The organism is Azorhizobium oxalatiphilum (assembly GCF_014635325.1).
GTDB lineage: Bacteria > Pseudomonadota > Alphaproteobacteria > Rhizobiales > Xanthobacteraceae > Azorhizobium > Azorhizobium oxalatiphilum.
Window position 1 is genome coordinate 76,470 of sequence record NZ_BMCT01000013.1, and the last position, 26,145, is coordinate 102,614.

Genomic DNA, 26,145 nt, shown 5'->3' on the forward strand with positions numbered 1-26,145 from the left:
TCGGCCTCGCTTTCGGTGGGGGCCGGCACCACGACTCTCACCGGCACCAATGCCTATACGGGGGCCACCAGCATCGTCGGTGGCACGCTGCTGGCTGGGGCGGGGAGCACGCTCAGTGCCGCCAGCGCCACCAGCATCGGCGTCGGCGGTACGCTCAATCTCGGCGCGACGGCGCAGGCAGTGAACGCCCTGACGCTGGCCGGCGGCACGCTCACCAACGGCACGCTGACGGGGGCTGTGACCGCCACCGGCGGTGCGCTGACGAACGTGGGCGGCACGATGACACTGGGCGTGTCGTCCGGCATCACGGTGCTGACCGACGCGGTCTATACGGGCGCCACCACCATCAGCGGCGGCACGCTGACGGCTGCGGGCGTGGACGATCTCAGCGCCGCCAGCGCCACCACCATCAATGCGGGCGGCACGCTCAATCTGGGTGGCTTCGCGCAGACGGTGAACGCCATTGCGCTGAACGGCGGCACGCTCACCAACGGTGTGCTGACGGGTGCGATCTCGTCCACCGGCGGCGCCATCTCGGGCCTGTCGGGAACCGCCACGCTGACGGCGACGGCGGGCACGACCACGCTCACCGGCACCAATGCCTATACGGGTGCGACGACCCTCAGCGGCGGCACGCTGACGGCTGGTGCGGCCAATGCACTGAGCGCGACCAGCGCCACCACGATCAATGCGGGCGGCACGCTCAATCTGGGCGGTTTCGCGCAGAGCGTGAATGCCATTGCGCTGAGCGGTGGTACGCTCACCAACGGTGTGCTGACGGGTGCCGTCTCGTCCACCGGCGGCGCCATCTCGGGCCTGTCGGGAACCGCGACGCTGACGGCGACGGCGGGAACGACCACGCTCTCGGGCACGAATGCCTATACGGGCGCGACCTCCGTGACCGGCGCGATCCTGACGGCGAGCACCGCCAATGCACTGAGTGCCGGCAGCGCCACCACCATCAACGCGGGCGGCACGCTCAATCTGGGTGGCTTCGCGCAGAGCGTGAACACCATTGCGCTGAGCGGCGGCACGCTCACCAATGGCGCGCTGACGGGTGCCATTACGTCCACCGGCGGTGCCATCTCCGGTTTGTCGGGCTCCGCCACGCTGACGGCGACGGCGGGCACGACCACGCTCTCGGGCACCAATGCCTATACGGGCGCGACCTCCGTGACCGGCGCGATCCTGACGGCGAGCGCCGCCAATGCGCTGAGCGCGGGCAGTGCCACCACGATCAATGCGGGCGGTACGCTCAATCTGGGCGGTTTCGCCCAGACCGTGAACGCCCTTGCGCTGAGCGGCGGCACGCTCACCAACGGTGCGCTCGCCGGCGCCATCTCGTCCACCGGCGGTACCGTTTCCGGCCTGTCCGGGACCGCCACGCTGACGGCCTCGGCGGGCACGACCACGCTGATCGGCACCAATGCCTATACGGGCACGACCACTCTCAGTGGCGGAACGCTGGTGGCTGGTGCGGCCAATGCGCTGAGTGCATCGAGTGCCACCAGCATCGCGGCCGGGGGCACGCTGGATCTGGGCGGTTTTGCGCAGGTGGTAAATGCCGTGGCGCTCAACGGCGGCACACTGCAGAATGGCATACTCACCGGTGCCATCACCTCCGCCGGCGGTGCAGTCGTCGGCCTGTCCGGCACGGCCTCGCTCACCACCACTGCCGGCACGACGGTGCTGAGCGGCACCAACGCCTATACCGGCCTCACGCAAGTGAGCGGCGGCACGCTGACGGCAGCGGTCGCCAATGCGCTCAGCGCGGGCAGCGCCACCACCATCAATGCCGGCGGTACGCTCGATCTGGCCGGGCTGGCGCAGACGGTGAATGCCGTCACGCTGAATGGCGGCACGCTCACCAACGGCGCGCTGACCGGGGCTGTCACCACACTGGGCGGTGCCGTTTCCAATCTGTCCGGCTCGGCTTCGCTGGCGGTGAATGCGGGCACCACGGTGCTGACCGGCACCAATCTCTATACCGGCGTCACCAGCATCGCCGGGGGGACGCTCTCGGCCGGCGCCGCGAATGTCCTGAGCGCGGCATCCTCCACGAGCATCGGTGCTGGCGGCACGCTGGATCTCGGCGGCTTCGCGCAGTCCGTGGCGAACGTGGCGCTCAATGGCGGCACATTGAGCAACGGCTCGCTGACCGGGGCGATCGCCTCGACCGGTGGCGTTATTGCCAACCTGTCCGGTTCCGCCTCGCTGTCGGTGACGGCGGGGACCACCCTGCTCTCGGGCACCAACACCTATGCCGGGCTGACCGACATCGCGGGCGGCACAGTTCTGGCCGGCGCGGCCAATGCCTTGAGCGCATCCAGCGCGACCACGGTCGGTGTCGGCGGCACGCTCAATCTCGGCGGCCTGGCGCAGACGGTGAATGCCCTGACGCTGGCGGGCGGCACGCTCTCCAACGGTTCGCTCACCGGCGCCATCACCTCGACGGGCGGCGCCATCGCCGGCCTGTCCGGAACGGCTTCGCTCTCGGCCTCCGCCGGCACCACGACACTCTCCGGCGTGAATTCCTACACCGGTCTCACCAGCATCGCTGGCGGCACGGTTCTGGCGGGCGCGGCCAACAGCCTCAGCGCGGGCAGCGCGACGTCGATCGGCATCGGCGGCACGCTCAATCTCGGCGGTTTCGCGCAGACGGTGAATGCCCTGACGCTGGCGGGCGGCACGCTCACCAACGGCTCGCTCGCCGGCGCCATCACCTCGACGGGCGGCGCCATCGCCGGCCTGTCCGGCACGGCCGGGCTGTCCGTGACCGCAGGCACGACCCTGATCTCGGGTGTGAACGGCTATACGGGCGCCACCGGCATCACCGGCGGCACGCTGGCCGCGACCGCCGCCAACGCCCTGAGCGCCGCGAGCACCACCACCCTCAATGTGGGCGGCACGCTCGATCTCGGTGGCTTTGCCCAGACCGTGAACAGCGTGGTGCTTAACGGTGGCACGCTGACCAATGGCGCGCTGACCGGCGCCATCACCTCGACCGGCGGCACCATTTCCAACCTGACCGGCTCGGCGACCCTCGGGGTCAGCGCGGGCACCACCGTGATGGCGGGCGTGAACGATCTGCTGGGCGCGACCACGCTGACCGGCGGCACGCTGCAGGTTAGCGGCTCGCTCCAGCACAGCAACATCACCGTTGGCTCCGGCGCAACGCTGGACGTGACCGGGGCGGTGGCGAACAACCTCGTCACGGTCAATGCGGGCGGCACGCTCTCCGGCGGCGGCACTCTGGCCGCCGTGCAGGTGGTGGGTGGCGTGCTGAGCGGCGTCTCCGGCACCACGCTGACCCTCGGCTCGCTGGCGCTGGACGCCGCCTCCTCCATCAATGTGGACGTGGGCACGACGCCGGCGAGCGGCGCGTTGTTCAATGTCACCGGCAACCTCACCCTCGACGGCACCCTGAACATCGTGAACGCCGCGCCGTTCGGTGGCGGCGTCTATCGCCTGTTCGACTATGGCGGCGTGCTGGTGAACGCAGGGCTGGACATCGGCCTCATCCCGGCAGGGATGAACCTCGCCGACCTCAGCCTGCAGACGGCGGTCTCCGGACAGATCAATCTCGTCAACACCGACGGCCTGCTGCTGACGTTCTGGAACGGCAGTGCCACGGCCGGTCCCGGCACGGGCACGGTCAACGGTGGCAACGGCACCTGGAGTGTGGCGGGCGGCAACTGGACCGACGCCAACGGCACGCTGAACGCGCCCGCCTCCTATCCGGTGTTCGCGGTGTTCACGGGCACGCCCGGCGTGGTGACGGTGGACGACGGCACCGGCGTTATCACCACCTCCGGCATGCAGTTCGCCGTCAGCGGCTATCAGGTGGTGGGGGATTCCATCACGCTGGCCGCGCCGCAGACCACCATTCGCGTGGGCGACGGCACGCTGGCGGGCGCGGGCTACAGCGCCACGATCGCCTCCGCGCTGGTGGGAACCGGCGGTCTGCACAAGACCGATCTCGGCACCCTCATCCTGTCCGGCACCAACACCTATCTGGGCGCCACGGTGGTGGATGCCGGCGTGCTGCGGGCCGGCCTCGCCAACACCTTCAGCCAGACCAGCCTCACCACCGTGAACACGGGCGGCACGCTGGATCTCGGCGGCACCGCGCAGGCGATCAACAGCGTCACGCTCAATGGCGGCACGCTCACCAATGGCTCGCTTGCCGGCGCAGTCTCCTCCACGGGCGGTTTCATCTCGGGTCTGTCCGGCACGGCGAGCCTGTCGGTCGCGGCGGGCACCACCACGCTGACGGGCACCAATGCCTATACCGGCGCCACCAGCGTGCTCGGCGGCACGCTGGCCGCGGGCGCGGCCAACGCCCTGAGCGCGTCCAGCGCCACCACCGTTTCGGCCGGCGCGACCCTCGATCTCGGCGGCTTCACGCAGGCGGTGAACAGCCTGACGCTGAACGGCGGCACGCTGACCAACGGCGCGCTCAGCACCGCCGTGACCTCGAACGGCGGCTTTATCTCCAATCTCGGCGGCACGGGATCCGTGTCGGTGGCGGGGGCCCTCACCACCACCCTGACCGGCACCAACAGCTACAGCGGCGCCACCTCCATCGGCACCGGCAGCACCCTGCTGGCCGGGGCGGCCAATGCGCTCAGCGCCGCCAGCACCATCAGCGTCGGCACCGGCGCCATTCTCAATCTCGGTGGCGCGTCCCAGACGGTGGGCGGGGTGACACTGTCGGGCGGCCTCGTGACCAATGGCACGCTGGCGGGCACGGTGACGTCCACGGGCGGCGCGCTTGCCGGTGTGGCCGGCACCATGGGGCTGACCAACACCTCGGGCATCACGACGCTCACCGACGCGACCTACACGGGCGCGACAACCATCAACGGCGGCAAGGTGATCGCCGCCGGTGCCAACGACTTCAGCGCGGCCAGCGCTGTGACCGTCAATACGGGCGGCCAGCTCGATCTCGCAGGCCTGTCGCAGACGGTGAACAGCGTTACGCTGAATGGTGGCGCGCTCACCAATGGCGCGCTCACCGGGGCGGTGACATCGCTCGGCGGCGCCGTCGCCCTGATCACCGGTAGCGCCTCGCTGACCGTGAACTCCGGCACCACCACGCTGGCCGTCTCCAATGCCTATACGGGGGCGACCACCATCAATGGCGGGACGCTCATTGCCAGCGCCGCGAACGCGCTGAGCGCGGCGAGCGCCACCACCATCAATGGCGGCACCCTCGATCTCGGTGGCCTGTCGCAGACGGTGAACAGCGTCACCCTGGCGGGCGGCACGCTCGCCAACGGCTCCCTGACCGGCGCCATCACCTCCACCGGCGGCGCCATCGCGACCGTGGGCGGGACCGCCGGCCTTACCGTTACTTCGGGCACGACGCTGGTGACGGGGGCGACCTATACGGGCGCGACCACCATCAATGGCGGCACGCTCACCGGCGCTGCCACCAACGGCCTCTCCGCCGCCAGCGCCACCACCATCAACACGGGCGGCACGCTGGATCTGGGCGGGCTGACGCAGACGGTGAATGCGCTGACGCTCAATGGCGGCACGCTCACCAACGGCGCGCTGGCGGGTGCCATCAGCTCGTTGGGCGGCACCATTTCGGGCGTGTCGGGCACGACCACGCTGGGCGTGAACGCGGGCACCACCGTGCTGGCCGGCACCAATGCCTTCAGCGGCGCGACGACGCTCACCGGCGGCACGCTGCAGGTGTCGGGGACCTTGCAGAACAGCAACGTCACCATCGGCAGCGGCGCGGCCCTTCAGGTGTCGGGCACGCTCTCCGGCAACCTCGTGACGGTGAATGCGGGCGGCAGCCTTTCGGGCTCCGGCACGCTGGCGCAGGTGGCGAGCGTCGGCGGTACGCTCGCCGGCACCAGTGGCACGACCCTGACCATGGGATCGCTGACGCTGGATGCGGCGTCCAGCGTCAATGTGGACGTGGGCACCACGCCTTCCACGGGCGCGCTTTTCAATGTCACCGGCAATATGACGCTGGACGGCACCCTGAACATCGTGAATGCCGCGCCGTTCGGTGGCGGCGTCTATCGCCTGTTCGATTACGGTGGCGTGCTGACCAATGCCGGGCTCGACATCGGCATTATCCCCTCGGGCATGAACCTCGCCGACCTCAGCGTGCAGACCGGCATTGCCGGGCAGATCAACCTCGTGAACACCGAGGGTCTGCTGCTGACTTTCTGGAACGGCAGTGCCGTGGCCGGCCCCGGCACGGGCACGATCAACGGCGGCAACGGCACATGGAGCCTTGCCGGCGGCAACTGGACTGACGCCAACGGCACCCTCAATGCGGTGCCCACCTATCCGCTGTTCGCGGTGTTCCAGGGCACGGCTGGTACGGTGACGGTGGATGACAGCGGCGGCCCTGTCACCACCACGGGCATGCAGTTCGCGGTGGACGGCTATCAGGTGGTGGGCGACGCCATCACGCTGGTGGCGCCGCAGACCACGGTGCGGGTCGGCGACGGCACGCTGGCGGGCGCGGGCTACACCACCACCATCGCCTCGGCGCTGGTGGGCAGCGGCGGCCTGCACAAGACCGATCTCGGCACGCTCGTCCTGTCCGGCGCCAACAGCTATCTGGGCGATACGGTGATCGACCAGGGCACGGTCACGGCGGGCGCGTCCAACACCTTCAGCCAGACGAGCGCCACCACGGTGAATGTGGGCGCGACCCTCAATCTCGGCGGCTTCGCGCAGGCCATCGACAGCGTGACCGTCAATGGCGGCACGCTCACCAACGGCGCGCTGGCCGGTGCCGTCACGTCCACGGGCGGCGCCATCTCCGACCTGTCGGGGACGGCTTCCGTGACGGTCGGCACGGGCACCACGACGCTGAGCGGCAGCAATGCCTATACGGGCGCGACCACGGTCAACGGCCGGCTGACGGCGAGCGCGGCCAATGCGCTGAGCGCCGCGAGCGCCACCACCATCAATACGGGCGGTACGCTGGATCTGGGCGGGCTGGCCCAGACGGTGAACGCGCTGGCGCTGGCCGGCGGCACGCTTACCAACGGCGTGCTGACGGGGGCGATCACCTCCACCGGCGGCATCATTTCCAATCTGTCGGGTACGGCCACGCTGGCAGCGAATGCCGGCACGACGACGCTCTCCGGCACCAATGCCTATACGGGCGCCACCACCATCAATACGGGTGCGACCGTCACCGCGAGCACGGCCAATGGCCTCTCCGCCGGCAGCGCCACCACCATCAATACGGGCGGCACGCTGAACCTCGGCGGGCTGGCGCAGACGGTGAACGCCGTGTCGCTCGCGGGCGGCACGCTCACCAACGGCGTGCTGACGGGCGCCATCACCTCCACGGGCGGCGCCATTTCCGACCTGTCGGGCACGGCGACTCTGGTGGCGAATACTGGCACCACCACGCTCTCCGGCACCAATGCCTATAGCGGTTCGACCACCATCAATACGGGCGCCACGATCACGGCCAGCACGGCCAACGGTCTGAGCGCGGGCAGCGCCACCACCATCAATGCCGGCGGCACGCTGAACCTCGGCGGGCTGGCGCAGGAGGTGAACGCCGTGTCGCTCGCGGGCGGCACGCTGACCAATGGCGTGCTGACGGGCGCCATCACGTCCACCGGCGGCGCCATTTCCGACCTGTCGGGCACGGCGACTCTGGTGGCGAATGCGGGCACCACCACGCTCTCCGGCACCAATGCCTATACGGGCGCGACCACCATCAATGGTGGCTTGCTGACGGCCGGCACGGCCAACGCGCTGAGCGCGGGCAGCGCCACCACCATCAATGCCGGCGGCACGCTCGATCTTGGCGGGCTGGCGCAGACGGTGAATGCCGTCACGCTGAATGGTGGCACGCTCACCAACGGCGCGCTGACGGGAGCCGTCACGTCGGCGGGCGGTGCGGTCTCCGGCCTGTCGGGCTCGGCGAGCCTGACGGCGAACGCCGGCACCACGACGCTCAGCGGCGCCAATGCCTATACGGGCGCGACCGCCATCAATGCCGGTGCCACCATCTCCGCCAGCACGGCCAACGGCCTGAGCGCGGGCAGCGCCACCACCATCAATACGGGCGGCACGCTGGATCTCGGCGGGCTGGCGCAGACGGTGAACACCGTCTCGCTCGCCGGCGGTACGTTGCAGAACGGCACGCTCACCGGCGCCATCTCGTCGGCCGGGGGCTCCCTTGCCAGCCTCGGCGGCACCGCGAGCCTGACTGTCACCGCGGGCACCACCACGGCGGTGGGGACCACTTATAGTGGTGCCACCACGATCACCGGCGGCACGCTGATCGCCGGCGCCACCAACGGTCTCTCCGCCGCCAGCGCCACCACCATCGCGGCCGGCGGCACGCTGGATCTCGGCAGCCTGTCGCAAACCGTGAACAGCATCTCCCTCGCGGGCGGCACGCTGCAGAACGGCACGCTCACCGGCGCCATCTCCTCCACCGGCGGCACCATCTTCGACATCAGAGGTCCGGCGAGCCTGCAGACGCTGGCCGGCACCACCGTGATGAACGGGGTCAACAGCTTTTCAGGTGCGACCAGCGTGTCCGGCGGCACGTTGCAGATCAACGGCACCTTCCGCTACAGCGACATTGCCGTGAATGCCGGCGGCGCCCTCGTGGTCGGTGGCACGCTGACCAACAACACCGTGACCATCAATGCCGGCGGTACCGTTTCCGGTTCCGGCGCGCTGGCCGAGGTGGTGAGCGTGGGCGGCACCCTGGCGGGCACGCAGGGTACGCCCCTCACCATGTACTCGCTGGTGCTGGACGCGGCCTCGAACGTCGATGTGGCGGTAGGCTCGACCCCCTCCAGCGGCGCGATCTTCCACGTGACCGGCAATCTGACGCTGGACGGCAGGCTGAATATCACCAATGCGACGGCGTTCGGCGGTGGTGTCTATCGCATCTTCGACTATGGCGGCGGGCTCACTGACAACGGGCTCGACATCGGCCTCATTCCCCCCGGCATGGTGGCGGCGAACCTGTCGGTACAGACCGGCATCTCTGGCCAGATCAACCTCATCAACAGTGACGGCCTCGCGCTGAGCTTCTGGAACGGTCCCGCACTGGGCGGCATCGGAGGCGGGACGGTGAACGGCGGCTCCGGCATCTGGAGCGTGACCAACGCCAACTGGACCGACGCCAACGGCACCTTCAACGCGCCCGCCACCTATCCGGTGTTCGCGGTGTTCCAGGGCACGCCGGGCACGGTGATGGTGGACGACAGCGCCGGTGCCATCACGTCCTCGGGCATGCAGTTCGCGGTCTCCGGCTATCAGGTCACGGGCGACAGCATCACGCTCACCGATGCCCAGAGCATTTTGCGCGTGGGCGACGGCTCGTCCGCCAGTTCGGGCTATACCGCCACCATCGCCTCGGCGCTGGTGGGGGCGGGCGGTCTGCACAAGACCGATCTCGGCACTCTCGTGCTGTCCGGCGCCAACAGCTATGCCGGCGCAACGGTGGTGGATCAGGGCACGCTGGCGGCGGGCGCGACCAACACCTTCAGTGCCACCAGCCTCACCACCGTGAATACGGGGGCGACGCTCAATCTCGGTGGCTTCGCGCAGGCCATCAATAGCCTGACGCTCAACGGTGGCACGCTCACCAACGGCGCGCTGGCCGGCGCCATCACCTCCACGGGTGGTGCCATATCGAGCCTGTCGGGCACGGCGAGCCTCGCGGCGACTTCGGGTTCCAGCACCACCCTTGCCGGCATCAACAGCTATACCGGCGCCACCACCATCAACGGCACCCTGATCGGCCTCAACGACAGCGCCTTCAGCTTCGCCAGCCAGACCACGGTGAATACCGGCGGCGTCATGGATCTGGGGGGCTTCGTGCAGTCCGTGGACCATGTGCTGCTGAACGGCGGCACCATCCAGAACGGCGCGCTGGCGGGGGATGTGAGTTCCACCGGCGGCACGCTGTCCAGCGTCATCGGCGTGATGTCCCTGTCCGCCACCGGCGGCACCACCACCATCGCCGGCAGCAACGGCTTCAACGGCCCCACCACCGTCACCGGCGGCACGCTGCTGGTGAACGGTACGCTGTCCAACAGCGCGGTCACGGTGAATGGCGGCGGCGTGCTCTCGGGAGCCGGCAGCATCGGTCAGCAGGTCACGGTGCAGGACGGTACGCTGGTCGGCGTCCATGGCTCGACCTTGACCGTGGGTGCGCTGGTGCTCAACGCGGCGTCGAACGTGAATGTGGATCTCGGCCCGACCTCCTCGGGTACGGCGCTCTTTCAAGTCACCAACAATCTGACCCTCGACGGCACGCTGAACATCACCAATACGGGCAGCTTCGGGGCCGGTATCTATCGTCTGTTCAATTACGGCGGTGTGCTCACCAACAACGGCCTGGAATTCGGCGTGGTGCCGGCGGGCACCGATCTTGCCGCGCTGAGCCTCCAGCTGAATTCCGGCCAGGTGAACCTCGTGAACCAGACCGGCGTGGCGCTGCAGTTCTGGAACGGGCCGGCGACGGCGGGACCGGGCACCGGCACCGTGAACGGCGGCTCCGGCGTCTGGAGCGCGGCCAACGGCAACTGGACCAACGCCTCCGGCTCCTTCAATGCCGCCATGACCATGCCGGGCTTCGCGGTGTTCTCGGCCTCGCCGGGCATCGTGACGGTGGACAACAGCGCGGGGGCGGTCAGCGTCACCGGCATGCAGTTTGCCACCGCGGGTTATCTGGTGAACGGCGGCGCGATCACGCTTGCCGATGCGCTGACGCTGGTGCGTGTGGGTGACGGAACCGCGGCGGGCGGGCTCATGAGCGCGACCATCGCGTCCGCGCTGGTCGGCTCCGGCGGTCTGGAAAAGACCGACCTCGGCCGGCTCATCCTGTCGGGTCTCAATACCTATACGGGCGTCACCAATGTGGATGCGGGTGCACTCCAGGCCGGGGCCGACAACGCCCTGAGCCGGACCAGTGCGACCACCGTCTTCGCGGGCGGCACGCTGGATCTCGGCGGCTTCACCCAGACCGTGGATTCCGTGACCCTTTCCGGCGGCACGCTGGTGAATGGCAGGCTCAACGGCGCCATCACCAGCCAGGGCGGCACTTTGAACGGCATCGGCGGCAGCACCACGCTGACGGCGCTCTCAGGCACCACCACGCTCATGGGTGCGAACATCTATACCGGCGCCACCACGATCAATGGCGGCACGGTGCTGGCCGGTGGCGCGGGCGTCTTCAGCCCGGTGAGCACGGTCACGATCAATACCGGCGGCACGCTCGATCTGGGCGGCTTTGCCGAAGCCGTCAATGTCGTGACGCTGAACGGCGGCATACTGCAGAACGGCGCGCTGAGCAGCTTCGTCACCTCCACGGGTGGCTCCGTCGCCACCATGTCCGGCGCCATGAGCCTCACGCAGTCGTCCGGCACGACCACGCTCACGGGCACCAATCAGTATACGGGGGCGACCACCGTGAACGGTGGCCTGCTGCAGATCAGCGGCGCGCTGTCCAACAGCCCCGTCACGGTGAATGCGGGCGCGGTTCGGGTGGACGGCACCATGAGCGCCAGCGCCATGACCGTGAATGCCGGCGGCACGCTGTCAGGCACCGGCACGGCCGATGTCGTGACCGTGCAGGGCGGCACGCTGGTGGGCACGGCAGGTTCGGTGCTGAGCATGAACGCGCTCACGCTCAATGCCGCCTCCAGCGTGAATGTGGATCTCGGGCCGACGGCTTCGGGCGCGGCCCTGTTCCAGGTGAACGGCGCGCTAACGCTGGATGGCACGCTGAATGTCACCAATACCGGCGCCTTCGGCGTGGGCGTCTACCGCCTGTTCAACTATGGCGGCACGCTCACCGACAACGGGCTTGCCATCGGCACCGTGCCCGGCGGCACCAATCCGCTGTCGCTCACCGTGCAGGCTGCACTCGGCCAGGTGAACCTGATCAACGACACCGGCGTGGTGATGCAGTTCTGGAACGGCTCGGCCATTGCCGGGCCGTCGCCCGGCCCCGTCACCGGCGGCGCCGGCACGTGGAATACGGTGAACGGCAACTGGAGCAATGCGGCCGGCACCGTCAACGATTCCATGTCGCCCAATCCGGGCTTCGTGGTCTTCTCCGCCACGCCCGGCCCGGTGACTGTGGACACAAGCACCGGCGCGATCGGCGTCACCGGCATGCAGTTCACAACCTCCGGCTATCTGCTGATCGGTGATGCCATCGTGCTCGCGGATGCGCAGACCCAGGTCCGGGTGGGTGACGGCACCGCCGCCGGCGCCACCATGATCGCCACGATCCAGTCCGCCCTCGTGGGCAGCGGCGGGCTCGACAAGTCGGACCTCGGCACCCTCTATCTCGCCGGTCCCGCCAGCTACACCGGGGCGACACAGGTGGATGCCGGCGTGCTGCAGGCGGGCGTGGCGAATGCCTTCTCGGCGGCCAGCGCCACGACCATCAATGCCAGCGGCACGCTGGATCTGGGCGGCTTCGCGCAGACCATCAACACCGTGACGCTGAATGGCGGCATCCTGCGGAACGGCGCCCTGACCGGCGCGGTGACAACGGTGGGCGGCACTATCGCCAACCTCTCCGGCACGGCCAGCGTGACGGCCTCGGCGGGCACCTCGACCCTCAGCGGCTCCAACAGCTATAGCGGGGCCACCACGATCAATGGTGGCACGCTGGTGGGCGGTAATGTGAATGCCTTCAGCCAGGCCAGCCTCACCACCGTCAACAGCGGCGGGGTGCTGGATCTCGGCGCCACCAGCCAGGCCATCGATCAGGTGGTGCTGCGGGCGGGCACGGTGCAGAACGGCAATCTGTCCGGCGCCGTCAGTTCGTTCGGCGGCACGGTGTCGGGCATGGGCGGCAACGCCTCCCTGACGGTGGGCTCGGACCCGGCCTTCGGCCTCATCACCACCACGCTGTCGGGCGCCAACGCCTATACCGGCGCGACCACGGTGAATGGCGGCACGCTGCAAGTGTCGGGAACGCTCACCAACAGCACGGTAACGGTCAATTCCGGTGGCTCGTTGCAGGGCACGGGTTCCATCACCCAGAGCGTCGCGGTGGCGAGCCGCGGCCATCTCGTGGGCACTGCCGGCAGTGTGCTGACCATGGGCGCACTGACACTGGATGCCGGTTCCAGCGTGGATGTGGACCTCGGCACCGGGCCTTCCGGCAGCGGCCTGTTCAACGTGACGGGCAACCTGACGCTCGATGGCACGCTGAACCTCACCAATGCAGGCGCGTTCGGAGCCGGTATCTATCAGCTGTTCAATTACGGAACGCTGGTCAATAACGGCCTGACCTTCGGCACCCTGCCGGCCGGTACGGACACCGCCGCCATCGCGTTGCAGATCACCAGCAGCCAGGTCAATTTCGTGAACGCCACGGGCGTGGAGCTCCAGTTCTGGAACGGCCCGGCCACCACCGGCGCGGGCAGCGGCACCGTGAACGGCGGCTCCGGCACCTGGAACCTCACCAACGGCAACTGGACCGATGCCAATGGCATCTACAACGCGCCCATGTCGCCGCAGCCGGGCTTCGCGGTGTTCCAGGGCACGGCCGGCATCGTGACGGTGGATGGCAGCGGGGGCCAGGTGGGCGTGACGGGCATGCAGTTCGTCACCACCGGCTACGAGGTCACGGGCGATCCGCTGGAATTGACGCTCCCGTCCACGCCGATCCGCGTGGGTGACGGGACGGCGTCGGGAGCCTCCACGGTCGCCACCATCTCCGCCCCGCTCATCGGCGCGGGCGGCCTGCAGAAGCTGGATTACGGCACGCTGATCCTCTCGGCCCCGGCCAGCTACACGGGCGCCACGGTGGTGGATGCCGGCGTGCTCGAGGCCGGTGCGGCCGGCGTGTTCAGCGCTACCAGTCTCACCTCCGTCCAGACCGGCGGCACGCTGGATCTGGGTGGCTTCGGCCAGACCATCGCCAACGTGACACTGAACGGCGGCACGCTGCGCAACGGCCAGCTGGCGGGCTTCGTCACCTCCACGGGTGGCGCCATCGCCAATCTCGGTGGCACCGCAAGTCTGGACGTGACCTCCGGCGTCACGACACTGGCGGGCACCAACAGCTATACGGGTGCGACGGTGGTCACGAACGGTACGCTGGCGGCGCTGAATGCCAATGCCTTCAGTGCCTCCAGCCCGACCACGGTCAACAGCGGCGGCATCCTCGACTTCGCCAATCTGGATCAGGCCATCGCCAATCTCTCGCTCGATGGCGGCACGATACAGAACGGCGCCGTCAGCGGCACGACCACCTCGACGGGTGGTGGCGTCCTCAACATCCGGGGCGTGATGCGTCTGGCCGTGAATAGCGGCACCACCGCCTTGTCCGGCACCAACACCTATAGCGGCCCCACGGATGTGAACGGCGGCATGGTGTGGGCAGCCAATTCCGGCGCGCTCAGCCCGACCAGCGTGACGACCCTGAATGCGGGCGGCACGCTTGACCTCGGCGGGGGCGTGCAGGTGGTCGACACCATCAACCTTGTCGGCGGTTCGCTTCAGAACGGCGCGCTCGATGGCGACGTGACGTCCTGGGGCGGCACCATTTCAAACGTCACCGGCCCCGCCAGCCTCACCCTGATCTCCGGGCTGACCACGCTCAACGGCAGCACCTCCTTCGGGGGCGGCACGACGATCTTCGGCGGCACGCTGGCGGGTTCCGGCAGCACCGGCTGGCTGACGGTGGGGGCGGGCGGCACCATTGCGCCCGGCCTGTCCACCATGTCCATCGGCAGCAGTCTCACCTTCCAGCCGGGATCGACCTATGCGGTTACGCTTGCCCCCGGCGGGCAGTCGAGCCTGATCTCGGCGGGCGGGGTTGCCTCGTTGAACGGCGCCAACCTCACGGTCTCCGAGATGCCGGGCACCTATCTCCCGGGCACGCGCTTCACCATCCTGACTGCGGCGGGCGGCGTCACCGGCACCTTCGCCCCGACCATGCTGGACCTGCTGTTCGTGGATCTGGAACTGGGCTATGGCGCCACGGACGTGCATCTGGACGTGGTGCGCAACAACGTGGCTTTCGCCAGCGTGGCGGTGACGCCGAACCAGCGGGCGACGGCAGCTGCCATCGACACGCTGGGAACTGGCAATGCGCTCTTCCAGGCTGTGGCCGCGCAGACCACCGTGGCCGGGGCGCAGCAGGCGTTCGAGCAGACCTCCGGTGCGTCCTATGCCAGCCAGACGGCGGTGCAGCAGGCACAGGCCGGCTTGCTGCGCGGCGCCATCCTGGATCGCTCCCGCCTCCCGGCGGGTGGCTGCTCCAGCAATCGCGGCTCGGGCGGCACGCAGCAGGAATGCCGCTACACGCAGGAAGGCGCGGGCCAGATCGGCCTGCCCTATGCGGACGTGCAGCCGCTCGCCTACGGGCCGTTCAGCGCCAACAGCGGCGAAGTGGTTGCCGTGCCGGGCACCAACAACGCCTTCTGGGCTCAGGGCTTTGGCGCCTGGGGCGAGGTGAATGGCGGTGCCAACACCAGCTCCATTTCCAGCGACACCGCTGGCCTGTTCGTGGGCTATGACCGCTCCTTCGCCGCGCAGACCGGTGACTGGCGGCTTGGTTTCGCGGCGGGCTATACCTCCTCCACCTCGCGGGTGAGCGGGCTATCGTCCTCCATGTCCTCGGACGACTATCACGTGGCGCTTTATGGTGGTGGCCGGATCGGTGCCTGGGGGCTGCGCTTCGGCGGGGCCTACAGCTGGAGCGACATCGATGCGCATCGCAGCGTCTCCTTCCCCGGCTTCTACAACAACCTGTCGAGCGATTACTCGGCCCGCACCGCGCAGGTGTTCGGTGAGCTGGGCTATGCCTTCAACTGGAACGGCATCGGCCTCGAGCCCTTCGCCGGCCTGTCCTATGTGAATGTGAACACTGGCGCCTTCCAGGAACTGGGCGGGGCGGCGGCGTTGAGCAGCAACGGCGGCAACGAGGGCATCACCTACACCACGCTGGGCGCGCGGGTGGCGATCCCGATGCAACTCGGCACGTGGGATGCGACCTTCCGGGGCACGCTGGCCTGGCAGCATGCCTTCGGCGACACTTCGCCTCAGGCCACTATGGCCTTCCTCGGCTCCACGACGCCATTCACCGTTGCTGGTACGCCCATCGCCGTGGATGCGGCGCTGGTGGAGGCGGGTCTCGACATGACGCTGGCGCCCAACACCACGCTGGGTCTGTTCTATTCCGGCCAGTTGTCGGAGGACGCGTACCAGAACATGCTGAAGGCGAACTTCACGGTTCGCTTCTGAGCGTAGACGGCGGCATGGGCGGCGCGCGACTGGCGCGTCGGCCCTGCCGCCGCTGGCGTTTCCTTTCCCCCCGATGCCGTTTTCCTCCCCCGCTCGATTGTCCTGCCCTCTCTGCCAAGCCGGGGCTCAGGGCAGTCGGGGCAGGATTGCGCGTTCCCTATCGCGCGCGTGCCCTTGCATACCCGTTCGAGAAGACGCTGGAGGCCGAGCGCCCATCTGCTCCGGTGCAGATCCGCAGCGGATAGGGTATTGCGGCGCAACACGTTGAGAGTCGATCCGATCTTCCGACGATCCCGTCGGGCCCATCCGTGCAGAATGATGGCACGCATCCGGCCAATACCGGTTCGAATTTCTCAAGGGCCATGGCTGGAGCGCCAAAGAGAATTTAGAATTCGATAAAACGGTTTGCCTTTTTCTTGCGTCCCGAGGTGCGGATGCGTGCTTTGACACTGGCTACATCTCGATGTTGCAGGGGTGGGATGGGCCTTCCCTGCGTTGAAGATGGACAGTGGACGCCGCCACCATTGCGTTGGTGTGCTCCGGAAATTGATTTATGCCTTGGCATACACTCTTTCGCATGTGCGAAGGTCGCGCCACAGGCCAGCCGAAGCCTCAGGTCTGGCTGCCATACGCCGGGGTTGTCGTGATGATCGAACGCATCCGAAGAATGTTTGAGTATTTCGGGCAGGTGGTGCCATTCCGGATCAAGCCGGCGATCATCACCACAGTGGTGCTTTTCACGCTGTTGATGCTGCCGGTTCCGGACGGGCTCACGCCGAAGGCCTGGGCGCTCGTGGCCATCTTCATGACCACCATCGTCGCCATCATTCTGAAGGTGATGCCCATCGGCGTGATGGCCATGATGGCCATGACCATCGTCTCCCTGTCGCAGGTCACATCCACATCGTCCAAGGGTGCCATCGCCGACGCATTGGCGAGCTTGTCCAATCCGCTCATCTGGTTGATCGTGGTTGCGATCCTGATCTCCCGTGGGCTCAAGAAGACGGGGCTCGGCAGCCGCATCGGCCTCATCTTCATCTCGCTGCTCGGACGCAAGACGGTCGGCATCGGTTACGGACTGGCGGTGTGCGAACTGGTGCTGGCACCGTTCACGCCGTCCAACACGGCCCGTGGCGGCGGTATCGTGCATCCGATCATGAAGTCGATCGCCACCGCCTTCGGCTCGGACCCCGCCAAGGGCACCGAGCGCAAGATGGGCACCTATCTGTCGCTGGTGAACATGCATGCCAACCCGATCACCTCGGGCATGTTCATCACCGCCACCGCTCCCAATCCGCTGGTGGTGGATTATGTGGCGCGCGTGACCAACCAGAACTTCCACCTCACCTGGACCGGCTGGGCGCTCTACATGCTGCTGCCGGGCCTCGTCTGCCTGCTGCTGATGCCGCTGGTCATCGCCCTGCTGTCCCCGCCGGAGGTGAAGTCCACGCCGGATGCGGTCCAGTATGCCCGCACCGAGCTTCAACGCATGGGCAGGCTGTCGGGCGGCGAGAAGGTGATGATCGGCACCTTCCTGCTGCTGCTGCTGCTGTGGGCCAACGTGCCGGCCATGATCTTCGGTGCCGCCTTCACGCTCGATCCCACGGCGGTGGCCTTCCTCGGCCTGTTTGCCCTCATCATCACGGGCACCATCGACTGGGATGACGTGCTCTCGGAGAAGAGCGCCTGGGACACGCTGATCTGGTTCGGCGCCCTGGTGATGATGGCGGAGCAGTTGAACAAGACCGGCGTCATCGCCTGGTTCTCCAACCTGCTGAAGAACGGCATCCTGGCCTCCGGCATGGGCTGGGAGCTTGCGGCCGCGCTGCTGGTGCTGTGTTTCGTCTTCTCGCACTATTTCTTCGCGAGCACGACCGCGCATGTGAGCGCCATGATGCTGGCCTTCCTCACCGTGGGCCTCCAGCTCGTGCCGCCGGATTATGCGGTGCCCTTCCTGCTGATGATGACGGCGGGCTCGACCATCATGATGACCCTGACGCACTACGCCACGGGCACCTCGCCCATCATTTTCGGCAGCGGCTACGTGACGCTCGGAGAATGGTGGAAGGTGGGCTTCGTCATGTGCGTGGTCGAGCTGCTGATCTACGCGGTGGTTGGCCTGCTGTGGTGGAAGCTGCTCGGGCTGTGGTGAGCCGCTTCTGTTGAACAAACGCGCGTGTGGAAACCGCAGGCCGGAAGCGGCCTGCGGTTTCTGTTTAGGGCCGACGAAGTATGCCGCCGCCATCGAAGCGACGGCAGGGGTCATCTCAGCAAGGGCGATCCGAGGGGAGGGGGCGGGGAGCACTGTTCTCGCCGTGTGGCGGTCGCATCCCCTTTCGACGCCGTCGCTGCTGGACGATCGGAACCGCAGGCAATAAACCCGGAAGGCCCGCCCCGTCGGGCGATGCGAAGGATGAAGGGCATCCCATGGCGACAACGATTTCGGAGCTCGATGCGCTCCTGATGCAGCGGTCCCTGACCGATCCGGAACTGCTGGCAGCAACGGAACAGGCCGACAACGTTCGCATCCTGCCCGATGCCACGGTCATCAAGGTCGGTGGTCAGAGCATGATCGATCGGGGCCGCTCGGCAGTCTATCCGCTGGTGGATGAGATCGTCTCCGTCCGCAAGGCACACAAGCTGCTGATCGGCACCGGCGCCGGTACCCGCGCCCGCCATCTCTATTCCATCGCGGCGGGCCTCAATCTGCCGGCGGGCGTGTTGTCGCAGCTGGGCGCTTCGGTGGCCGACCAGAACGCCGCCATGCTGGGCCAGTTGCTGGCCAAGCATGGCATCTCGTCGGTGGATAGCGCCGGACTCTCGGCGGTGCCCTTGTATCTGGAAGAGGTCAATGCCGTGGTGTTCAGCGGCATGCCGCCCTACGGCCTGTGGGTGCGGCCTGCGGCGCAGGGTGTCATCCCGCCGTATCGCACCGACGCAGGCTGCTTCCTCGTCGCCGAGCAGTTCGGCTGCAAGGCCATGATCTATGTGAAGGACGAGAACGGCCTCTACACCGCCAATCCCAAGACGGCGAAGGACGCGACCTTCATCCCGCGCATTTCCGTGGACGAGATGAAGGCCCGTGGCCTGCAGGATTCGATCCTCGAATTCCCGGTTCTCGATCTGCTCAAGGCGGCGCGCCACATAAGGGAAGTGCAGGTGGTGAACGGCCTGGTTCCGGGCAACCTGACACGGGCTCTCGCCGGCGAGCACGTCGGCACCATCATCACCGCGAGCTAGGAGCGAGGGCCATGTCCGAAACCACCAGCGCCATCAAGCATGTGGCCTCGCCACTCGCCCGCCAGACCCTGCTCGACGGCGACCTCACCACGCCGGTCGCCGGCAAGAAGCCGATCCGGGTTCTGCCATGGCTGCAGGTCGTGAAGATCGGCGGCCGTTCCATCATGGATCGCGGCTCCGATGCGATCCTGCCCATCGTCGCCGAATTGCGCGCCCTGCTGCCCGAGCATCGCATGCTCATCCTCACGGGTGCCGGCGTCCGTGCGCGGCATCTCTACAGCGTCGGCCTTGATCTCGGCTTGCCGGTGGGTTCGCTGCAGCCTCTCGCTGCCAGCGAGGCGGGTCAGAACGGACATATTCTCGCTCTGCTGCTTGCGCCCGATGGCGTCTCCTATGTGGAGCACTCCACCATCGCGAGCCAGCTCGCCATCCATCTTTCCGCGGCTCGCGCGGTGGTCGGCAGCGCATTCCCGCCCTATCACCACCACGAATTCCCCACCGCTCGCATTCCGCCCCACCGGGCGGATGCCGGCGCCTTCCTGGTGGCGGACGCGCTCGGCGCGGCCGGGCTGACCATCGTGGAAGACGTGGACGGGGTCTACAGTGCCGATCCCAATGGGCCAACGGGCACCGAGGCGACTTTCCTGCCGGAGATCAGCTCGGCGGATCTGGGCCGGCAGGAGGGGACGCTTCCGTTCGACCGCGCATTGCTGGAGATCATGGATAACGCGCGCCACATCGAGCGGGTGCAGGTGGTCAACGGCCGCGTGCCGGGGCGGCTCACGGCGGCCCTGCGGGGCGAGCATGTGGGAACCATCGTCCACACCGGCGCTCGGCAGGCCTAAAGGATTTCTGGAGCGTTTGCGTGAGACGCGGAAGCGCTCCAGATGGCCGTAAGTCGGATCGGAAGCAGATAAGCCTACGACGGATGGCGCAGTGCGATGCCCAAGTTTGCATCCCTGTTTCGTATCGAAACAGGGAAAATGTCGTGAAATCATAAGGCGCTGGTGCCGGATGAGGGGATCGAACCCCCGACCTTCGGTTTACAAAACCGCTGCACTACCGCTGTGCTAATCCGGCCCAAGATCTGCCACGGCAGATCATGCGGCGGCCTTCATCCCTCATGCGCTGGCGCGCGTCAAGGCCGGGGAAACGTGACGTCTCGCCGGCTGGGGGTGGTTCGTGTCCCGGATCGGACGCTTGGCACGCGATGCGCTGCCAGGGACGTCCCGCTCAGGGATCGATGATCCCCACATCGCCTTCCACCCGCAGCCTGCCCACGCAAGCCATGTGGTACTTCCGGCCCACCACCGGCATGTCGTCCTGGCGGCTGAATGAGGGCACGTTCACCTGAAGCTCCTTCACCAGAACTTCCTCGAAGCCATCGTCACGCTCCAGGATCACCCGCCAGTACCAGTCCCTGCCGGGGCTGTCCGCACACATGGTGTTGAACCTGTAGCGTATGAGCGTGCTCATGGTGGGGGCCTTGTGCGCGTGGCGGGACGGGAAAGCGGAGCCGATGGCAGCCTGCATGAGCCTTGGAACATGACGCCCGATCCTGCGCAACTCATCCCAACGCCGCGGGTGAAGCCGCAGGTTGGTCCGCCGGGGCCATAAACGCGAACGGCCCCGCCTGAGCGGGGCCGTTGCTGTCTTGCTGGTGCGGTCCGGGCGCGGCCCGGACCGACGGGCCGACTAGTGCGAGTGCCAGTCGTCGATGTTGCGGTCCTTGGTCTCCGGCACGAACAGCAGGCCGATGACGAAGGTCGCCAGTGCAATGACGATCGGGTACCAGAGGCCGTAATAGATGTCGCCGGTGGCCGCCACCATGGCGAAGGCGGTGGCCGGCAGCAGGCCGCCGAACCAGCCGTTGCCGATGTGATAGGGCAGCGACATGGAGGTGTAGCGGATACGGGTGGGGAACAGTTCCACCAGCGCCGCCGCGATCGGCCCGTAGACCATGGTCACGAACAGCACCAGCACGAACAGAAGTCCGATCACCGCCGCCGTGCGTGGTTTGAAGATGTCGAACGGGTGCGACATCTTCACGATGTCGGTGTTGGTGGCAGCGTTGGGATAGCCCGCCGCCTGCAATGCGGCGGTGGTGGTTTTGGCGAAGTCGGGGCCGTAGGGAACGACCACGTCGTTGATCTTCACCTGCGTGGGCGACCCGGCCGGTCCCGGCTCCGTCGCATACTTCACCGAAGACTTCGCGAGGAAGTCGCGGGCAAGATCGCAGGGCGCGGTGTAGATGCGGGTGCCCACCGGGTTGAACAGGCTGCCGCATTCGCCCGGAGAGGCCACCACCGTGACGCGCACGTTCTTGATGGCGTTCTCCAGCGCCGGGTTGGCGTAGGTGGTGATGGCGTTAAACAGCGGGAAGTAGCTGGCCGCCGCGATCAGGCAGCCGGCGAGGATGATCGGCTTGCGGCCGATCTTGTCCGACAGCCAGCCGAAGAACACGAAGAAGCCCGTGCCCAGCAGCAGTGACCACGCGATCAGCAGGTTGGCGGTGTAGCCGTCCACCTTCACGATCGATTGCAGGAAGAACAGGGCATAGAACTGGCCCGTGTACCAGACCACGCCCTGACCGGCGACGAGGCCGAACAGTGCGAGCAGCACGATCTTCAGGTTCTTCCACTGGCCGAAGGCTTCCGAGAGCGGCGCCTTCGAGGTCGAGCCTTCTTCCTTCATCTTCTTGAAGGCGGGCGATTCATTCAGCTGCATGCGGATCCACACCGAGATGCCGAGCAGCGCGATGGAAACCAGGAACGGGATGCGCCAGCCCCAGGCCGCAAAGGCGGGCTCGCCGACGATGGTGCGCGTGAACAGGATCACGATCAGCGAGAGGAACAGGCCCAGCGTCGCCGTGGTCTGAATCCAGGAGGTGTAGAAGCCGCGGCGGCCGTGGGGCGCATGCTCGGCCACATAGGTGGCGGCACCACCGTATTCGCCGCCGAGCGCGAGGCCCTGGGCAAGGCGCAGCACGATCAGGATGATCGGGGCGGCGATGCCGATGGTGGCGGCATTGGGCAGGATGCCGACGATGAAGGTCGACAGGCCCATGATGAGGATGGTGACGAGGAAGGTGTATTTGCGGCCGACAAGATCACCCACCCGGCCGAACACGATGGCGCCGAAGGGGCGGACCAGGAAGCCGGCGGCGAAGGCCAGCAGTGCGAAGATATCGCGGGTGGCCGGCGGATAGGCGCTGAAGAATTGTGCGCCGATGATCGCGGCCAGCGAGCCGTAGAGATAGAAATCGTACCACTCGAACACCGTGCCGAGGGATGAGGCGAAGATGACCTTCTTCTCTTCCCGCGTCATCGGGGCGTGGGCCGCCACCGGACTTGCAGTCGTAACCGACATTGTTGCTCCTCCCTCCAGGGCGTTCCGTCGGGCTGACTTGAGCCGGGTGGAACGTGCCCCCACAAAGCCCTAGAGCACGTATTGATCTGAATGCATCGCAATCAAATCAATACGGTCTCCACCGAAGTATTGGAGGCTGATGGTCGATGAGGTTGTTTCAACCTGATCGGATCAGACTCCAGGGACGGCAGCGCCGGTCAGGCCTTGCTTTCCTGACCGGCCCCGGCCCTGACCGGATGCCGCCTCGCCGCGCGGCGAGGCGTGTGGCCGTTTGCTCCGGGGCTGGGCGCGGTGTCGCGGGATAAGCAAACCCGTTCCCGCGCAAGGATATCGCGCAGGGGGATGGGCCTTTCCTCCGACGGCAGCGCCTGTTCCGCATCTGATGCGCGGATGAGCCGAACCGGGCGCGCAACGCGCCATGAAGGCCAGAATGACGCAGGACTGTGCAGGTTGCGATTGGTCAATGGTCTTAGGTGCAGCCGCGAAGTCGCGAGTTGCACTGCGCCATTCTTATGGCTCACCATTGATATGGCGGTGAAGGGTCTGCGAATACTTTGCGTGAGGCAGAGGTCAGGCCTGACGCGCCACGATCGCCAAACCGGGGTCAGCCGGCGCGCTTGATCGCGCGCCGGGCCATGCCGAGCGACAGCGCGGCGGCATTGGAGACGTTGAGGCTCTTGATGACGCCCGGCAGGTCGATGCGGGCCAGCACGTCGCAGGTCTCGCGAGTCAGCTGGCGCAGACCCTTGCCCTCGGCGCCGAGCACGAGCGCCATGGGCGCGCGCAACTGGGTGTCCTCGAAATCGGCCGGGCCCTCGCTGTCGAGGCCCACCACCAGCATGCCGGAGTCCTTCAGCTCCTCCAGTGCGCGGGCGAGGTTGGTCACGAGGCAGAAGGGCACGTGCTCCAGGCCGCCTGAGGCGCTCTTGGCCAGCACGCCGGTGGCCACCGGGCTGTGGCGGGCTGTGGTGACGATAGCGCCCACCGCGAAGGCCGCCGCCGAGCGCACGATGGCGCCCACATTGTGCGGATCGGTGATCTGGTCGAGCACCAGCACGAGGTCGTGCTTGGCCACCTTCTTCAGGGGCGGGGAGGGCAGATGGTCGGCTTCCGCCAGCAGGCCCTGATGCACCGCGTCGGCGCCCAGCAGCTTGTCGATCTCCGAGGGGCGGACGATCTCCGGTGCGATCGGCAGCGGGAAGCCTTCCTCCTGCAGCCGGTTGGCGGCGTTCTCGGTGGCCAGGATCTTGCGGAATTTCCGCTTGGGATTGGCCAGCGCCTCACTGACCGTGTGCCAGCCATAGAGCAGGGCGACATCATTCTCGCCCTCCCATGCGGGCGGGCGTCCGCCGCCGGTCTTCCGCTTGGGCGGGAAGGGGCGTCCGCCGCCCTTGCCGCCGAAGGGGCGGTTGGCGGCGCGGAAGGGCGGGCGATCGGGACGGTCAGACATGCAGAGGCTTTGTCAGACCCGTGCACGCCGCGCAAGAGGCGTGGATGTCCGCGGCCCGCCCGTCGACGCGCATCAGGGCGTCGCCGGCTGCATGCCCTTGGTGGCGAGGATGGGCGTGGTGTCCGGCCCCGACAGGCGGGCGAGGAAGGCGGCGGCCGCCTGCGGGTCGGCGGGAGCGGGCGCCAACGCTCCAGCATAGACGGTGAAATTCTGGATGTCGGCGGGCAACGGCCCCACAAGGTCTGCGCCTGGAACGGCCAGAATTTCGCTGATCTGGTGGATGGCGATGTCCGCCTCGCCGGACACCAGCCGGGTGGCGACGAGGCCGCCCGGCACGAGCACCGCCTTGGCCCTGATGGCGTCGGCGATGCCCCAGCGCTCGAACAGGCGGGTCAGATAGATGCCGCTGGAGCCGCCTGCCGCCGGATCGATCATGGCCACGCGCTGGGCGGCGAGCAGGGTCTGCTTGAAAGCGTCCGAGGTGGAAATGTCGGGTCTGGGGGCGCCGGCTTTCACCGCAACGCCGATGCCGACCTTGGCGAGGGGCGCGATGGCGCCAGCGCCGACCTTGCCGGCCTTCTGAAGGTCGGCGAGCGCACCGGGGGTGAGGATCAGCACGTCGAAGGTCTCGCCGCCGTTCACCCGTCGCACGAGGGCGCCCGCGGTGTCGTTGTCGAGTTTCACCTGCGTCCCCGTGTCCGCGGCGAATCGCGCGGCGACCTCGGCCACCACCGGCTTGAACGCACCGGAGGTCAGCACCCTGATTTCGGCGGCTTGCGCCATCGGTGCGGCGAGAAGGCCGAGAGCGACGAGAAGCAGCAGCACCGCGCGGCGTCCTTGCACATGCAGGCACGACGGGCGGCGGGTGGACGGAGAGTCGAGCATCGGCAAATCCCCACGAGGTGTGGAGTCAGCATAGCGTGGACGCAGTGTCGCGGCAGCGTTGATTGCGATGCGGACCGGCAGCTTCCGTGGACCTCCGAAGGGGGCGTCATCCACAGGCTGGGCGGCCGAACTGAATTGCGGGTTGACTTGTGGGAGGGCGCCGAACATAAAGCCGGGCCTTGAGGGAACTGAGCGCGCTCTTTCCCCTCGGCCGGCTTGGCTGGCGCAAGGCAATGCTTGTTATTTCGCCTCGGCTTCGGCTTGGCGAAATGCGATGACGGGCCCGGATGTGGAGGGGTGCCCGAGTGGTTAAAGGGGACGGACTGTAAATCCGTTGGCTCTGCCTACGTTGGTTCGAATCCAACCCCCTCCACCACCCGTCATCGGATGAAGAAGCGCTGAGATCGTGCGTCGCGCGGGTGTAGCTCAATGGTAGAGCAACAGCCTTCCAAGCTGATGACGAGGGTTCGATTCCCTTCACCCGCTCCATTCCTTATCGCAGGTTGAAGGTCGCTGCATGCGCCCTTAAATACGGCCCGACGCACAGGCTGAGCGTATGGCCTGTGACGCGTCGCGCGCGGGCACTTGCGATCTTGCCAGAAACCCCCTATCCCACGGCGGCTTTTTTCGCGGCCCGCCGGGCGCCCGAAGGACTGAGAGAGAACGATGGCCAAAGCTAAATTTGAACGTAACAAGCCGCACTGCAACATTGGCACGATCGGCCACGTTGACCACGGCAAGACCTCTCTGACGGCCGCGATCACGAAGGTGCTCGCCGAGACGTCCGGTGGCGCCACCTTCACCGCCTACGACCAGATCGACAAGGCGCCGGAAGAGAAGGCCCGCGGCATCACCATCTCGACGGCGCACGTCGAGTACGAGACCGCCAACCGCCACTATGCGCACGTGGACTGCCCCGGCCACGCCGATTATGTGAAGAACATGATCACCGGCGCGGCGCA

At 67.4% G+C, this 26,145-nt stretch carries 9 protein-coding genes and 3 tRNA genes; 7 read left to right on the top strand and 5 right to left on the bottom strand.

What is annotated here, in order from left to right:
• Positions 1-15 precede the first annotated feature (15 nt).
• From IEW24_RS27690 to IEW24_RS27705, 4 genes are all read left to right on the top strand, one after another.
• Positions 16-16,239 carry an autotransporter-associated beta strand repeat-containing protein gene (locus tag IEW24_RS27690; protein WP_188584159.1) on the top strand — a complete coding sequence of 5,408 codons (16,224 nt, stop codon included), beginning with the start codon at positions 16-18 and terminating at the stop codon, positions 16,237-16,239.
• Between the two features lie 667 nt (positions 16,240-16,906).
• A complete protein-coding gene (locus IEW24_RS27695; RefSeq protein ID WP_210324299.1) occupies positions 16,907-18,391 on the top strand; it encodes a DASS family sodium-coupled anion symporter in 1,485 nt (494 codons plus the stop codon).
• A 275-nt stretch (positions 18,392-18,666) separates the two neighbouring features.
• Entirely contained in the window at positions 18,667-19,479 is an 813-nt protein-coding gene (locus tag IEW24_RS27700; protein WP_188584161.1) for an amino acid kinase family protein, read from the top strand.
• 11 nt (positions 19,480-19,490) lie between these two features.
• Complete coding sequence (locus IEW24_RS27705) at positions 19,491-20,324, top strand: amino acid kinase family protein (RefSeq protein ID WP_188584162.1); 834 nt, start codon at positions 19,491-19,493, stop codon at positions 20,322-20,324.
• 160 nt (positions 20,325-20,484) lie between these two features.
• Here the strand turns inward: IEW24_RS27705 and IEW24_RS27710 are convergent.
• The 5 genes from IEW24_RS27710 to IEW24_RS27730 all read right to left on the bottom strand — a co-directional run bounded on the left by IEW24_RS27710 (position 20,485) and on the right by IEW24_RS27730 (position 25,183).
• Positions 20,485-20,559 (bottom strand) — tRNA-Thr (locus tag IEW24_RS27710).
• A gap of 153 nt (positions 20,560-20,712) precedes the next feature.
• Complete coding sequence (locus IEW24_RS27715; RefSeq protein WP_188584163.1) at positions 20,713-20,955, bottom strand: hypothetical protein; 243 nt, start codon at positions 20,953-20,955, stop codon at positions 20,713-20,715.
• A gap of 219 nt (positions 20,956-21,174) precedes the next feature.
• Positions 21,175-22,848, bottom strand: a complete 1,674-nt coding sequence (locus IEW24_RS27720; protein WP_188584164.1) for an MFS transporter — start codon at positions 22,846-22,848, stop codon at positions 21,175-21,177.
• 604 nt (positions 22,849-23,452) lie between these two features.
• A complete protein-coding gene (gene rlmB, locus IEW24_RS27725; protein WP_188584165.1) occupies positions 23,453-24,298 on the bottom strand; it encodes a 23S rRNA (guanosine(2251)-2'-O)-methyltransferase RlmB in 846 nt (281 codons plus the stop codon).
• A gap of 72 nt (positions 24,299-24,370) precedes the next feature.
• Complete coding sequence (locus tag IEW24_RS27730; protein WP_188584166.1) at positions 24,371-25,183, bottom strand: substrate-binding domain-containing protein; 813 nt, start codon at positions 25,181-25,183, stop codon at positions 24,371-24,373.
• Between the two features lie 291 nt (positions 25,184-25,474).
• On the opposite strand from IEW24_RS27730, the gene IEW24_RS27735 reads away from it, so the two are divergent.
• The 3 genes from IEW24_RS27735 to IEW24_RS27745 all read left to right on the top strand — a co-directional run.
• A tRNA-Tyr gene (locus IEW24_RS27735) sits at positions 25,475-25,559 on the top strand.
• A 39-nt stretch (positions 25,560-25,598) separates the two neighbouring features.
• Positions 25,599-25,672: transfer RNA gene (locus tag IEW24_RS27740), tRNA-Gly, on the top strand.
• Positions 25,673-25,849: 177 nt separating this feature from the next.
• The coding region (locus IEW24_RS27745) for a GTP-binding protein (protein ID WP_244644220.1) at positions 25,850-26,145 on the top strand (296 nt) is incomplete at its 3' end.

Bases quoted from the DNA above. Each gene is read 5' to 3' on its own strand.
- IEW24_RS27700 (WP_188584161.1), top strand. From the start codon at position 18,667: ATGGCGACAACGATTTCGGAGCTCGATGCGCTCCTGATGCAGCGGTCC.
- rlmB (WP_188584165.1), bottom strand. From the start codon at position 24,298: ATGTCTGACCGTCCCGATCGCCCGCCCTTCCGCGCCGCCAACCGCCCC.
- IEW24_RS27705 (WP_188584162.1), top strand. From the start codon at position 19,491: ATGTCCGAAACCACCAGCGCCATCAAGCATGTGGCCTCGCCACTCGCC.
- IEW24_RS27730 (WP_188584166.1), bottom strand. From the start codon at position 25,183: ATGCTCGACTCTCCGTCCACCCGCCGCCCGTCGTGCCTGCATGTGCAA.
- IEW24_RS27715 (WP_188584163.1), bottom strand. From the start codon at position 20,955: ATGAGCACGCTCATACGCTACAGGTTCAACACCATGTGTGCGGACAGC.
- IEW24_RS27695 (WP_210324299.1), top strand. From the start codon at position 16,907: ATGTTTGAGTATTTCGGGCAGGTGGTGCCATTCCGGATCAAGCCGGCG.
- IEW24_RS27720 (WP_188584164.1), bottom strand. From the start codon at position 22,848: ATGTCGGTTACGACTGCAAGTCCGGTGGCGGCCCACGCCCCGATGACG.